15 protein-coding genes are annotated in these 12,928 nt (G+C 62.1%); 9 read left to right on the top strand and 6 right to left on the bottom strand.

Features of this window, described 5'->3' with window-relative positions; all coding sequences use genetic code 11:
• The first annotated feature begins 49 nt into the window (after positions 1-49).
• The 4 genes from AB8A33_RS25515 to AB8A33_RS25500 are packed head-to-tail and all read left to right on the top strand — an operon-like array spanning position 50 to position 2,897.
• Complete coding sequence (locus AB8A33_RS25515; protein ID WP_439096059.1) at positions 50-973, top strand: branched-chain amino acid ABC transporter permease; 924 nt, start codon at positions 50-52, stop codon at positions 971-973.
• The gene (locus tag AB8A33_RS25510; protein WP_439095346.1) at positions 970-1,725 is read left to right on the top strand and encodes an ABC transporter ATP-binding protein; all 756 of its coding nucleotides are present in this window, start codon (positions 970-972) and stop codon (positions 1,723-1,725) included. The genes AB8A33_RS25515 and AB8A33_RS25510 overlap by 4 nt, the downstream gene beginning before the upstream one ends.
• On the top strand, positions 1,718-2,422 hold the full coding sequence (locus AB8A33_RS25505) for an ABC transporter ATP-binding protein (RefSeq protein ID WP_439096058.1): 705 nt from the start codon (positions 1,718-1,720) through the stop codon (positions 2,420-2,422). Before AB8A33_RS25510 ends, AB8A33_RS25505 begins: the two co-directional genes overlap by 8 nt.
• A gap of 28 nt (positions 2,423-2,450) precedes the next feature.
• Entirely contained in the window at positions 2,451-2,897 is a 447-nt protein-coding gene (locus tag AB8A33_RS25500; RefSeq protein ID WP_439095345.1) for a CoxG family protein, read from the top strand.
• Positions 2,898-2,909: 12 nt separating this feature from the next.
• Here the strand turns inward: AB8A33_RS25500 and AB8A33_RS25495 are convergent, their stop codons facing one another.
• Positions 2,910-3,797, bottom strand: coding sequence for a LysR family transcriptional regulator (locus AB8A33_RS25495; RefSeq protein ID WP_439095344.1), 888 nt, complete (start codon positions 3,795-3,797; stop codon positions 2,910-2,912).
• 98 nt (positions 3,798-3,895) lie between these two features.
• Here AB8A33_RS25495 and AB8A33_RS25490 point away from each other — a divergent pair, with 98 nt between their 5' ends.
• Positions 3,896-5,389 carry a CoA-acylating methylmalonate-semialdehyde dehydrogenase gene (locus AB8A33_RS25490; protein ID WP_439095343.1) on the top strand — a complete coding sequence of 498 codons (1,494 nt, stop codon included), beginning with the start codon at positions 3,896-3,898 and terminating at the stop codon, positions 5,387-5,389.
• Positions 5,390-5,452: 63 nt separating this feature from the next.
• On the opposite strand, the gene AB8A33_RS25485 is transcribed toward AB8A33_RS25490, so the two are convergent.
• The 4 genes from AB8A33_RS25485 to AB8A33_RS25470 all read right to left on the bottom strand — a co-directional run bounded on the left by AB8A33_RS25485 (position 5,453) and on the right by AB8A33_RS25470 (position 9,282).
• Positions 5,453-6,757, bottom strand: coding sequence for a PQQ-dependent sugar dehydrogenase (locus AB8A33_RS25485; RefSeq protein ID WP_439095342.1), 1,305 nt, complete (start codon positions 6,755-6,757; stop codon positions 5,453-5,455).
• Positions 6,758-6,893: 136 nt separating this feature from the next.
• On the bottom strand, positions 6,894-7,259 hold the full coding sequence (locus AB8A33_RS25480) for a response regulator transcription factor (protein ID WP_439095341.1): 366 nt from the start codon (positions 7,257-7,259) through the stop codon (positions 6,894-6,896).
• Positions 7,260-7,358: 99 nt separating this feature from the next.
• Positions 7,359-8,000, bottom strand: a complete 642-nt coding sequence (locus tag AB8A33_RS25475) for a response regulator transcription factor (protein WP_439095340.1) — start codon at positions 7,998-8,000, stop codon at positions 7,359-7,361.
• Positions 7,993-9,282 carry a sensor histidine kinase gene (locus AB8A33_RS25470; protein ID WP_439095339.1) on the bottom strand — a complete coding sequence of 430 codons (1,290 nt, stop codon included), beginning with the start codon at positions 9,280-9,282 and terminating at the stop codon, positions 7,993-7,995. Before AB8A33_RS25470 ends, AB8A33_RS25475 begins: the two co-directional genes overlap by 8 nt.
• A 24-nt stretch (positions 9,283-9,306) precedes the next feature.
• On the opposite strand from AB8A33_RS25470, the gene AB8A33_RS25465 reads away from it, so the two are divergent.
• The 4 genes from AB8A33_RS25465 to AB8A33_RS25450 all read left to right on the top strand — a co-directional run bounded on the left by AB8A33_RS25465 (position 9,307) and on the right by AB8A33_RS25450 (position 11,975).
• Complete coding sequence (locus AB8A33_RS25465) at positions 9,307-9,510, top strand: hypothetical protein (RefSeq protein ID WP_439095338.1); 204 nt, start codon at positions 9,307-9,309, stop codon at positions 9,508-9,510.
• Positions 9,511-9,764: 254 nt separating this feature from the next.
• A complete protein-coding gene (locus AB8A33_RS25460; RefSeq protein ID WP_439095337.1) occupies positions 9,765-10,322 on the top strand; it encodes a helix-turn-helix domain-containing protein in 558 nt (185 codons plus the stop codon).
• A gap of 132 nt (positions 10,323-10,454) precedes the next feature.
• Entirely contained in the window at positions 10,455-10,766 is a 312-nt protein-coding gene (locus tag AB8A33_RS25455) for a hypothetical protein (protein ID WP_439095336.1), read from the top strand.
• Positions 10,767-10,955: 189 nt separating this feature from the next.
• Positions 10,956-11,975, top strand: coding sequence for a carbon-nitrogen hydrolase family protein (locus tag AB8A33_RS25450; RefSeq protein WP_439095335.1), 1,020 nt, complete (start codon positions 10,956-10,958; stop codon positions 11,973-11,975).
• Here AB8A33_RS25450 and AB8A33_RS25445 read toward each other — a convergent pair.
• Positions 11,972-12,919, bottom strand: a complete 948-nt coding sequence (locus AB8A33_RS25445; protein WP_439095334.1) for an acetamidase/formamidase family protein — start codon at positions 12,917-12,919, stop codon at positions 11,972-11,974. The genes AB8A33_RS25450 and AB8A33_RS25445 overlap by 4 nt on opposite strands.
• Positions 12,920-12,928 lie beyond the last annotated feature (9 nt).

Genomic DNA, 12,928 nt, shown 5'->3' with positions numbered 1-12,928 from the left:
CGTTTCCCCATCCACCAGCGCGCGCAAACCCGCGCGTTTCAAATTGCTCATGACCAAATATCGCGTCCCACTGTCGATCCTCGCACTTTGTCTGTTGCCCTGGCTGCTCCCGTCGAAGGCGCTTGCGGTCAACGTGCTGATCTACGGCGTTGTCGCCGTCGGCTACAATCTTCTGTTCGGCTATACTGGCTTGCTGTCGTTCGGCCACGCAGCCTTTGTCGGCACCGGCGCTTACATCACCGGCATCGCCATCGGCCAGTTCGGCGTGCCGTGGTATCTCGCGGTGCTGATGGGCGTCTTGGGCGGCGGGCTGCTGGCCTTCGTCATGGGCGCCATGTCGACGCGGACCCGCGGCATCTACTTCTCGATGGTCACGCTCGCGCTCGCACAGCTTGTTTATTACGTCGCGTTACAGGCCTCGACCTGGACCGGCGGTGAGAACGGTTTGCGCGGCTTCACCGTCAACAAGATCAACCTGTTCGGCTTTGACATCAACTTTCTCGATCCGGTCAATAAATACTACGTGCTGATGGTGTTCGCGGCGCTCGCGCTCTGGTTGGTCTCGCGCATCCTCAACTCGCCATTCGGCGCCGCCATCGAAGCGATCCGCGAGAACGAGCGCCGTGCCCGCACCTGCGGCTACAATGTCGAGCGCACCAAGCTGCTCGCATTCACGCTGTCGGGCACGATCTGCGCACTTGGCGGTACCATGTCGGCGCTGCATCTGGCGTTCGTGCCGCTGGACTCGCTGCACTATCTGTCGTCCGGCATGATTGTAATGATGACGCTGCTCGGCGGCGCCAGCAGCTTCTTCGGCCCGTTTATCGGTGCGCTGGTGTTCCTGGTGATGGAAGACGTGTTCTCGCTGTGGACGTCGCACTGGCAGATCATCGTCGGCACCATCTTCGTGCTGTTCGTGCTGTTTCTGCCCAAGGGCATCTGGGGCACATTTCTCACAAGGGTCATGCGATGAACGCGCCGCTTCTCGCCGTCAACGACATCGGAGTGAGGTTCGGCGGCTTCGTCGCGCTACAGGGCGTGACGACCGAGTTCCGACCCGGCCGCGTCACCTCCATCATCGGCCCCAACGGCGCTGGCAAGAGCACGTTCTTCAACGTGCTGTCCGGCGTGCTGACGCCTTCCAGCGGCTCGATCCGCTTCAAGGGTGACGATCTCAAGGGCACCAAGCAGCATGAGTTCGTGCATCGTGGCATCGCGCGCTCCTATCAGATCACCAACATCTTTCCGGATCTGAGCGTCCACGAAAACGTCCGCGTTGCAGCGCAAGCCAGCCGCTCGCGCTACAATATCTGGACCAATCGCAACAAGTTCACCGAGCTGGATGCCAAGGCGGATGCGGCGCTCGAATCCGTCGGTCTGGTCGCCAAGCGTGATGAGACCGCGAAGTTTCTGGCCCACGGCCAGCAGCGTGCGCTGGAGATCGCGATTGCGCTGATCTCCAATCCGGAGGTGTTGCTGCTCGACGAGCCGACCGCAGGCATGGGTCCGGAAGAGACCAAGGAAATGGTGGCGCTGCTGGAGAAGCTCGCAGCCGAGCGCACCATTTTGCTGGTCGAACACAAGATGAAGATGATCCTCGGCCTCAGCGACCGCATCCTGGTGCTGCACCATGGGCGGCTGATTGCGGATGGCTCGCCGCGCGACATTCAGACGGACCCCGAGGTTCGTCGCGTCTATCTGGGACAGAACGATGGCTATGCTTGAAACCAAAGACCTGAACGCCTGGTACGGCGCCAGCCATACGCTTCACGGGGTCTCGATCTCGGTGGCGCAGGGCGAAGTCGTGGCACTCGTCGGCCGCAACGGCGCCGGCAAGACCACCACGATTCGCTCGGTCATGGGGCTGATGTCGAAGACCACCGGTAGCATCACCTTCGACGGCCACGATCTGGTGTCGATGAAAGCGCATGACCGGTTCCGGCTCGGCCTCGCTTACGTTCCCGAAGAGCGCCGGATCATTCCCGGACTCACCGTGCGCGAGAATCTGCAGCTTGGCCTTGTCGCCAGCGCCGGCAAGATCGACGAGCGCGAAGCCATCGAGGAGATCGCCGAGAGCTTTCCGCGTCTCAAGGAGCGTCTCGATCAAGAAGGCGTCACCATGTCCGGTGGCGAGCAGCAGATGCTGGCAATCGCGCGTGCCACCATCGCCAAGCCGAAGATGATCCTGCTCGACGAGCCGTCTGAAGGCATCATGCCGGTGCTGGTCGAGGAAATGGGCGTGCTGTTTCGTAAATTGCGCGATCAGGGCGTCACGCTTTTGCTGGTCGAGCAGAATGTCGAATGGGCGCTACGCCTTGCCGACCGCGCGGTGATCATGGACCAGGGCGAGGTCGTCTACGAAAGCAGCTCGGCCGCATTGCTCGCCGACAAGGAAATTCAGGAACGCTATTGCGCGGTCTGACGCGCTGGCTTGAAGACAGGGTATTCCCATGCAGATGAAAGACAGCCAGACGGTCCCAGCCTCGCGCGACAAGGTGTGGGCGGCCCTCAACGATCCCGACGTGCTGAAGCAGTGCATTCCGGGCTGTGAGGTGCTGGACATGACCTCGCCGACCGAAATGACGGCGACGGTGGTGATCAAGGTTGGACCGGTGAAGGCGAAGTTCGGCGGCAAAGTCACGTTGAGCGATCTCGATCCGCCGAACGGCTACAAGATCACGGGCGAGGGGAATGGCGGCGTCGTCGGTTTCGCCAAAGGCGGTGCTGCGATCAGGCTGGAAGCCGCCGGCGATAACGAGACGATCCTGCATTACGAGGTCGACTCCCAGATCGGCGGCAAGCTGGCACAGCTCGGCGGGCGTCTGATCGATGCCACCGCCAAGAAGCTCGCCGGCGAGTTCTTCACCAAATTCGGCGCGGTCGTTTCTGCAAGCTGAGTATGAAGCCCGCTATTGCACGACGAACTGGCTGCGCGCCTCGCGCACCTTGGCGACGATATAGCGGCGCACTTCGCGGACCCGGCTGGTGTCGTGCGTATCGGGATGTGAGACGAGCCAGTAGCTTCGGGTGAAGCGGCTGGCAGGGAGAATGCGCCTCAGCTCGGGATAAAGCTGCGCGGCGTAGTCGTGCAGGATGCCGACGCCGTGGCCGGCACGAACCGCTTCAAGCTGGCCGACCACACTGCCGCATTCGAACCGGCGTGTGATCAGTTCGCTGAAGGTCGATGCATAGTCCAGCGCGCGGCTATAGATGATATCGTAGATGTAAGTGATCAGCAGGTGATCGGCGAGATCGCCGGGCTCGCGGATCGGTGTCGATCGGGCCAGATAAGCTTCTGACGCGTAGACGCTCAGCGTGTAATCCGTGAGCTTGGTGCAGATCAGCTTGCCCTCATCGGGGCGCTCCAGCGCCACGACTATATCGGCCTCGCGCTTGGCTAGCGAAAATGTGCGCGGAAGGGCCACAAGCTGAACAATCAGATCCGGATTGGCTGCGGCAAAGCCGCCGAGCCGATCTGCCAGAAAATAATTGCCGAGCCCATCCGGCGCGCCGATCCGCACTGTGCCCGCCACCTTGTCAGCGGCCGATGTCAGCTGCGATCCCACCTTGAGCAGTTCGGATTCGGCGCGCTCGGCGGCCGCGAGCAGCGCAACCCCCGATGGCGTCAGCGACGAGCCCGTCGTCTGCCGGTTCAGCAGCTTTGTCTTCAGGTCTTTTTCGAGGGCGGTGAGCTGGCGCGCCACCGTTGCATGGTTGAGTTTCAGCCGTTTGGCGGCGCCCAGAATCTGGCCGGTACGGGCGACTTCCAGGAAAATCCGAACTTTGTCCCAATCCATCGCCGGACTTTATTTGCTGCACATCGAAGCCGCAATACTTCGCGTTGTCCGGGGCAGGGAAGCGGCGCAAGACCGCTGGAGCATCAAAGGAGAGTTCGATGGCTTCGGAAATCAAGCACTATATCGGCGGACAACAGGTGGCAGGTCGTAGCGGCCGGACATCGCCCGTTTTCAACCCGGCCACCGGTGAGCAGACGGCTCAGGTGGGGCTTGCCAGCACGTCCGAAGTGGGTGCCGCGGTTGCCGCCGCGCTCGCAGCAGCAGAGAGCTGGGCCGATACGCCGTCGCTGCGTCGCGCCCGCATTCTCAATAAATTCCTGCGTATTTGCGAAGACCGCATCGACGATCTCGCAGCGGTGATCACCGCCGAGCACGGCAAGACGCTGTCGGACGCCAAGGGCGAAATCCAGCGCGGTCTCGAAGTCGTCGAATTCGCCGTCGGTGCGCCGCAGTTGCTGAAGGGCGAAGTCAGCGAGAATGTCGGCACGCGTGTCGACAGCTACGGCGTTCGTCAGGCGCTGGGCGTGGTCGCGGGCATCACGCCGTTCAACTTCCCGGTCATGGTGCCGATGTGGATGTTCCCGGTGGCGCTGGCTTGCGGCAACACCTTCGTGCTGAAGCCCTCCGAGCGTGACCCGTCGGCATCGCTTCTGATCGCGGAGTGGCTGGCCGAAGCCGGTCTGCCTGCCGGCGTGTTCAACGTCGTGCATGGCGACAAGGAAGCCGTCGATGCGTTGCTGCATCATCCCGATGTTGCAGCCATCAGCTTCGTCGGATCGACTCCGATCGCACGCTACATCTATTCGACCGCAACCAGCACCGGCAAGCGCTGCCAGGCGCTCGGCGGCGCCAAGAACCACATGGTGGTGATGCCCGATGCGGATATCGATCAGGCCGTCGATGCGCTGATGGGGGCCGCCTATGGCTCGGCCGGCGAACGCTGCATGGCGATCTCGGTCGCGGTGCCGGTCGGCGAGAAGACGGCGGATGCTCTGATCTCCAAGCTGGAGCCGAAGATTCGTGCGCTCAAGGTCGGGTCTGGCTTCAATGCTGAATCCGAAATGGGTCCGCTGGTGACCCAGCAGCATCTCGACAAGGTGCGCGGCTATGTGGATTCCGGCGTCGAACAGGGCGCCAAGCTGGTCGTCGACGGACGGGACTTCCGCTCCAACGAGGGCGGCTATTTCATTGGCGGTTCGCTGTTCGATCATGTCACGCCGGACATGACGATCTACAAGGAAGAGATCTTCGGGCCGGTGCTGGCCGTGGTGCGGACACCGGACTATGCGACGGCGGCGCGCATGATCAACGACAACGAATACGGCAACGGCACCGCGATCTTCACGCAGAACGGCGACGTCGCGCGTGAATTTGCGCACCGCATCCGCGTCGGCATGGTCGGCATCAACGTGCCGATCCCGGTGCCTGTGGCATTCCATTCCTTCGGCGGATGGAAGGCCTCGCTGTTCGGCGATCATTCGATGCACGGGCCGGAAGGCGTGCGCTTCTATACCCGCCTGAAGACCGTCACCAGCCGCTGGCCAACCAGTATTGCGCAGGGGCCGGAATTCGTGATGCCAACAATGAAGTAGGTCGGAGCGTGGAGCGCGCAACTATCGCGTGCTCCACGAGCCTGCCAGATTATTCCGCGGCCCTTAGGCGGCGCCTGTCACACGCCAGATGACGTCGCCGACATCGTCGGCCACCAGCAACGCGCCGTCCGGGGTGAGGGTGACGCCAACAGGGCGTCCATAGGATACTTTCTCGTCGGGTGCGAGGAAACCAGACAGGATATCCCGCGGCGGTCCGGACGGCTTGCCGTTCACGAACGGGATGAAGACTACCTTGTAGCCGCTGAGCGTGCTGCGATTCCATGAGCCGTGCTGGCCGATGACCATGCCGTCCGGAAATCCTGGCAGCGTGCCGGCGGGCAGCCAGCACAGGCCGAGCGAGGCGGTGTGGCCGCCAAGCGCGTAATCGGGCGTGACCGCGGTGGCGACCAGCGCCGGATCCTGCGGCACGCGGTCGTCCACCGTCTTGCCCCAGTAACAATGGGGCCAGCCATAGAAGCCGCCGTCGCGCACCGAGGTCAGATAGTCCGGCGGCGTTTCGTCGCCGAGCCCGTCGCGCTCATTGACCACGGTCCACAGCGAGCCTGTCGTCGGCTCCCATGCGAGGCCGACGGGGTTACGTAGGCCTGCGCCGAAGATGCGGCTCTTGCCACTGGCGATATCGAGTTCATAGACCGCGGCGCGGCCCTCTTCGACCTCCATGCCGCTCTCGGCGATGTTGCTCAGCGAGCCGACGCCGATATAGAGCTTGCTGCCATCGGGGCTCGGCAGGATGCTCCGCGTCCAGTGGCCGCCCGACTTGAAATTGGTGAGTTTCTTGCCCGGCGCTGTGATGCTGTCCGCGCCCGCCACATAGGGGAAGGCCACCACACCATCGACATTGCCGACATAGAATGTGTCGTTCAGCAGCGTCATGCCGAACGGCTGGTTAAGCCCCTCCATGAAGGTCTGACTGGTCTCGGCGACGCCGTCGCCGTCCCGGTCGCGCAGCAGCGTGATGCGGTTGGCGCTGGTGCCGAGCGCAGCGGCGCGCCGCATCGTCGCCTGCATCGCATAGCCGAACATGTTGCGGACGGGACCGGCAACCTGCGTCGCCTCGGCGATGAGGACGTCGCCATTGGGCAGCACATTGATCCAGCGCGGATGTTTCAGGCCGGTGGCAAAGGCGTTGACCTTGAGCCCGGGCGCGACGACGGGTCTCTGCCCCGCGGCCCAGCCCTGGGCAGTCGGCATCTTCAATGTGGGGATGGCGCCTTGCGGCTTCGCCTCTGGCACCACCGGCGCGCTGCCCCAGGCGGGCGCGTGTGTATTGCCCTGCAGGCGGCGCCACTGCAGCGCCGCGCCGCCGATCACCGCGACGACGCGCGCAAATATTCCGGACATGCTCATATCATTCCCCCATGTAAGTGCGCGCACACTATCCGACACCTACGCGCGTTAAAACCTTCGCGTGACGGCGTGCTGGGCATGTGAGCCCATCGCTATTGGGGGATCGGCGCCATGCATCTTCGGAAGAGCAGTGCGGCTATGGCGCCGCGATGGCCTGGTTGATGCGGGCGGCGAGTTCGTCGACTTCGAACGGCTTGTTGAGGATGCAGGGCGTGCTGCCCAGTCGCGCGCGCACTTTCTCTTCGGAATTGGCCGTGATGAAAATGACCGGCGTCTGGTTCTTGTCCGAGCGCATGCGCTCATAGAGATCGATGCCGGTGAGGCCGGGCATTTCGACGTCGGTCACCACGCATGACGTCTCGCGGACCACCGGCGATGTCAGAAACGCTTCGGCGGATTCGAAGCTGAGGACGACAAAGCCCAGCGATCGCAGCAGGCTTTCAAGCGCGCGGCGAACCGACGAGGAATCGTCGATGATGGCAATGGCATGTTCAGAGTTCAACGCAATCTCCACACGGCGGCTTTGACAGCGACCCCAGTGTTGAGCCGTTTCGCCCAGGATATTGTCAAATAACGCCGTGTAGCGAAATCATACTGAGGTTTATCGGGAGGTACCCGGGGCTGGTTTCATGCCGATGGCCTCGGCCATGCGCACCAAAGAGGCGAAGGATTTTGCATCCATCTTCTTCATCATCTTGCCGCGGTGGATCTTAACCGTAATCTCGCTGAGGTTCAGCTTTGCGGCGATCTGTTTGTTCAGCAGCCCCGCGGTGGCAAATTCCATCACCTCGCGTTCCCGCGCACTCAAAGTGCCGAAACGCTCCTTGATATCGGCCAGTCCATCGCGCTCTTGCCGCGCCTTGCGGTCGCGCTCCACGGCGCCGGCGACGGCATCGAGCATTTCCTGATCGCGAAACGGCTTGGCGAGAAAGTCGACGGCGCCGGCCTTCATGGCGCGCACCGTCATCGGCACATCGGCATGGCCGGTCATGAAGACGATGGGCGTATTGCCGCCGAGATCCGCGAGACGCTTCTGAAAATCGAGGCCGCTGACGATCGGCAGCCGGATATCGAGGACAAGGCAGCTGGCCCTGGTGAGAATGTCGCTCTCGAGAAGCTCGACCGCCGAGGAGGCGAAGCTGACTTCATATCCAACCGAGCGCAGCAGACTGCCAACCGCAGTGCGGATGGCGGCTTCGTCGTCCACGACGACGACCAAAGGTGCTTCTACGTCGTTAGGCAAGGTTGCCGGGTCCTTCTGCGGTGGCTGTCGGTATCATGAAATGAAAGGTGGTTCCACCACTCTCGTTTCGTTCCGCCCAGATGCGTCCGTGATGCGACTCAATGATGGATCGGGAGATCGAGAGGCCGATGCCCATTCCCTCGACCTTTGTCGTAAAGAACGGCGCGAACAGGCGTTGCATATGGTCGTCCGGTATACCTGATCCTGAATCGCGCACCGAGACGAGAATTCCTCGTGCCGTGTCGAATGCCGACCACACCTTCAGTTCTTTCGTTGCGGTCGCCTTCATGGCGTGGACGGCGTTGTTGACGAGATTCATCAGCACCTGCTGAAGCTGTACTTCGTCGCCCGCGATGGCGGGCAGGTCGGGTGTCAGGTCGAGGACTGCCGCAATCTGGTGCTGTGCCAGATCGCGCTGGACCATCGCCAGTACCTGCGTGACGATGGCGTTGATGTCGACCTGGCCGCGCGCCAGCTCGCCCTTTACGGCGAGGGACCTCAGCCGGTGAATGATGTCGCCCGCCCTGCGGCCCTCCTGCACGACTTCCTTGAGGCAGGCCGTGGTTTCGCCGAGATCGGGCCGCTCCCGCGACAGCCAGCGCAAGGCGGCCTCCGCATTGGTCACCACGGCGGCAAGTGGCTGGTTGACCTCATGGCCGATCGACGCCGTCAGGGCCCCCAATGTTGCGATGCGCGAGACACGGGTGAGTTCCGCGATGCTCTGCTGGAGTGCCTGCTCGGCTGCGATCTTGGCGGTGACATCAAGCGAATTGATCAGGACGGAGCGAGATCGATCAGTGGGGAAGGTTGCCGTGACGATGGTGGTGCGCAACTCCCCGTTGACGGCGCGGATGGTCGCTTCAGTCGTGAAAGAACTCTCTCCCGCAAGAAATGCGAGCAGAATTTCGCGAAAGGTGGTCAAAGTCTCCGGCTCAAGTGCCACATCCCAGGACTGCTGAACGTTCCTCTGGTTGAGATCGCCGATCAATTGCTTTGCCGCGTCATTCGCGTCGATGGTCCGCACCAGAAACAGGCAATGCTTGAGGAAACCCTCGTTGGCGATGAGGTAGTCCCGAAGTCGGGAAAGGCCTTGTTGCAGGATCGGCGCGCAGGCAGCCGCTGCTTCGGTGAAGTCCTGCTCCCAGACGGCGACATTCGTGCTCTGAAAGATGTTGCGATAGCGCTCTTCGCTCTGTCGGAGCCTCGCATCCGCCATCCGGATCTGGACACAAAGCACGGCAGCGATAGCAATGGCGAGCGCACTGACGGCGCCGCGCAGCATCGCTCCCTCATTAGGGTCGTTCGCGTGGCCGATCAGATAACCGAGGATTGTCAGGCCAATGCAACCGAGGGCGATCAGGATGATGCCCGTGACATTGGTGAAACGGAGCGCCATCAGCAGCACGACGATATAAAGCGCCGCGACGGCGATCTCGAATGTGCTGAAGGCGTCGAACGCGAAAATGCCTGCGGCAAGGGTGGCCGCTGCAATAGACATGGGCAGCTGTGAGGATCGTCGGTCGCGATCAGAACTGGTCATTTGAGCCGTAAATTAGGAGGCAGGGCATGCGTCCTGCAGGGAATGGTGAAGTCCGTCGAAGCCGACGGCATCCCGCCCGGGATAAACCTTGGTATAGGGAGGGATTACCTTTGTTTCTTGAATCTCTATCCTCGTAGAATGGTTAGCGCGGCCGGAATCTCTCATCCTGGGATCGTCGAAGTCATCGCGATGTCGATGGCATTCACCACCCGAAGGAGACCGATATGCTGCTCGATTCACAGTCCCAGAATTCTGACTCGTTTGCCGGTGTATTGTCTGACGCAAGTTCTACGACGGTCGCCCAGCTGCTGCTAGATGCGCGGCAGGCAATCGGGTCCGATGTCGGTGCGGCTCTTCGATGCATCAGGCAGGCCGCATCGCTGCTCGAGGCGCCCTCCCAGCCGTCGCCAGTCAGCCCCGCCCGGGGCGGCCTCGCGCGCTGGCAGGTGGATCGGATCAAACGTCACATTGATTCAAATCTGGATGAAGCCATCCAAGTATCGGATCTCGCGAGTCTTGCCCGCCTGAGTTGCGGTTACTTTTCGAATGCGTTCAAGACCACCTTTGGCCAGTCCCCTCATGCCTATATCGTTGCCCGCCGGCTGACACGCGCGATGGAGCTGATGACATCCAGCAGGAAGTCACTCTGCGAGATCGCCATCGATTGCGGCTTCTCCGATCAGGCCCACATGTGCCGCCAGTTTCGTCGCGCGACCGGCGTCAGTCCAAATGCCTGGCGCCGCGACAACGTGACGATGTCCGCACTCGCAACACAGCAGTGATGCTCCTCGGGGAGTATCCAGAAACGGGCCGCGGACGCTTGCATGATCGTCCTCGCCTTTGACGATTAGTTCGCATCGACGCTCCACCCGAAGATATCTCGTTCCCTCAACCCTGATGAAAGGATCGCTCAAATGTCTACGCGCAGCACGATGATGAAATCGGCCCGGCGGTGGCTCTTGGTGCCCGCGTCCGTGGCTTTCGTGATGTTGACCTCCATGGCGGAAAGCTCGGCGGCATCCGACAAGGCCTATCGCTGGATCGGGGATCCCCGGCTCTCCACTGATATTGGCGCAGCCCGTCGCGCGCCGCGGCGTGTCCATGCTCCGGCCCGCGTGACCGTGCCGTCCGCTGCTCCAGCGGTGCGGTTGATGGATTCCTATGCGAGTGCGCCGACCAGCTATGGCTACGGCATCGGCGACAACTCCCGCAATCAGACGTGGTGAAGCGAGGCGCCCAGCCAGGCCCGCTCGATCCTCGAAGCATGGTGGTCCGTGCACCCCGGGTTGCAGAAATGCCCCGTGGTTCCGCGGCACTGAATGGGTAGGTTCCTCCTCGAACATGGTTCAGCGACGTTTCCGGGCCGTCCTATTGGCCAGAAAGGTCGCTGCATCGATGCAAGAGGAAGAATGACGATGTCGTCACAGGTTAAAGTCGCTGCGGTCCATGCTGCGCCGGTATTTCTTGATCGCGCAGCCACCACGGCGAAGGCGATTTCGATCATCCGCGAGGCTGCTGCCGCAGGCGCGCAGCTGATCGCCTTTCCTGAAACCTATATCCCGGCGTTTCCGGTCTGGGCGGCACTGTGGGCGCCAATCGAGAATCACGATCTGTTCGTGACGATGGCCGAGCAGTCGGTGTCGATTGCGGGGCCCGAAATGACGGCGCTGCGCAACGAGGCACGGTCGCTTGGCGTGACTATTTCGATGGGGATCAGCGAAAGCTCGCCGGTCAGCGTCGGTCTGATCTGGAACAGTAATGTCCTGATCGGGCCGGATGGCAGCATTCTCAACCATCATCGCAAGCTGGTGCCGACCTTCTATGAGAAGCTGATCTGGGCTGCCGGCGACGGCGCCGGCCTCCGTGTCGCCGATACGCCTGTGGGCCGTGTCGGCAATCTCATCTGCGGTGAGAACACCAATCCGCTGGCCCGCTACACGCTGATGGCGCAGGCCGAGCAGATCCATATTTCGAGTTGGCCGCCGATGTGGCCGACGCGCCGCCCGAGCAGCGGCGGCAATTTCAACAACGTCGCCGCCAACCGCATTCGCGCCAGCGCGCATTCCTTCGAGGCCAAGGCCTTCGGCATCATCACCGCCGGCTATATGGACAAGGCCATGCGCGACTTCCTGATCGCTCGGGATCCCGACGTGGTCGACGTGATCGATCGCACGCAGCGCGCCGCCAGCTTCTTCGTCGATCCGACCGGCGAAGTGCTGGGCGACATGCTGCAGGACAACGAAGGCATTGCTTACGCAGAGTTCGACCTCCGTCGCTGCATCGAGCCGAAGCAGTTTCACGATGTGGTTGGCTACTACAATCGTTTTGACGTGTTCGATCTGACCATCAATCGCAAGCGCCTCGTGCCGGCAACCTTCGTCGACAAGATCGACGACGAAGAGATCGCGCTTGAGCCGGCCGAACGCGCGGTTTAGCGCTTCGACTGGTTCAGCACCGCATGTGGCATCATCACGTGGATGCCCTTGTCGAGATTGACCAGCTGGGTGACGCGGACATCGGCGGCGAGACTGCAGAGCATATAGGCATCGTCGGGTGTCAGCGTCGTGCGTGCGACGATCATGCTAACCATCCGGCGGAGCGCGATACGCGCGGCTTCGTCGAGATCGGGATCGAAGGCCATCGAGATGAGATGATCCTTCGTCTCGGCATAGGGGGCCTCCAACTGCGCATTCTTGACGAGATCGATCTTGAACGTGCCGGTGAGGCCGGTTTCGACGGCAGTCACACAGACTTCGCCATCGCCCTGCACGGCGTGACCGTCGCCGCAGGAGAACAGGCCGCCCTCGGTCCAGACAGGAAGATAGAGGACGCAACCTGCGCCGAGCTCCTTGTTATCGATATTGCCGCCGAAGTGTGAGGGCATGGTCGTGCTGACCCGGCCAACCGCAGGTTTCGGCGCGGTGCCCATCACGCCGAAGAACGGCTGCGCCTTTAGCGTGATGCCCCATGGCGTCTTCACCACGCCATTGGCCCGATCAAGTCCGATATGGACGCGGCGGAAATAGTCGAAGTCGTCGGGCAGCGTGCCCATGCCGGGCTTGAAGAGCGTATAGCCCCAGTCATCCGCAAGCTGGACATCAAGGATCTCGACACGCAATGCGTCACCCGGTTGGGCGCCCCGCACGGCGACAGGCCCGGTGAGGATATGCGGCCCGAGTTCTGGCGTGACGGCATCCAGGATGGCGACAAGTTCGGGGCGGACGGTCATGCCCGCTTCTGTCGGTAGGTTCTCGCGTGTGCCACTGACGCTCGTGATAATGATCGTCTCGCCGGGATTGATGGTGGCGATCGGCTTCAGCGTGGCGTCAAAATAACCCCAATGAACGGTCGTCGGGCTCGGAAGTAGTGTCTGCGTCATGGAATGTCC

Source organism: Tardiphaga sp. 813_E8_N1_3, assembly GCF_051811025.1.
In the GTDB taxonomy this organism is placed as follows: domain Bacteria; phylum Pseudomonadota; class Alphaproteobacteria; order Rhizobiales; family Xanthobacteraceae; genus Tardiphaga.
The sequence above is the reverse complement of the archived record's forward strand: the minus strand, read 5'-3'. Positions and strand labels throughout refer to the sequence as shown.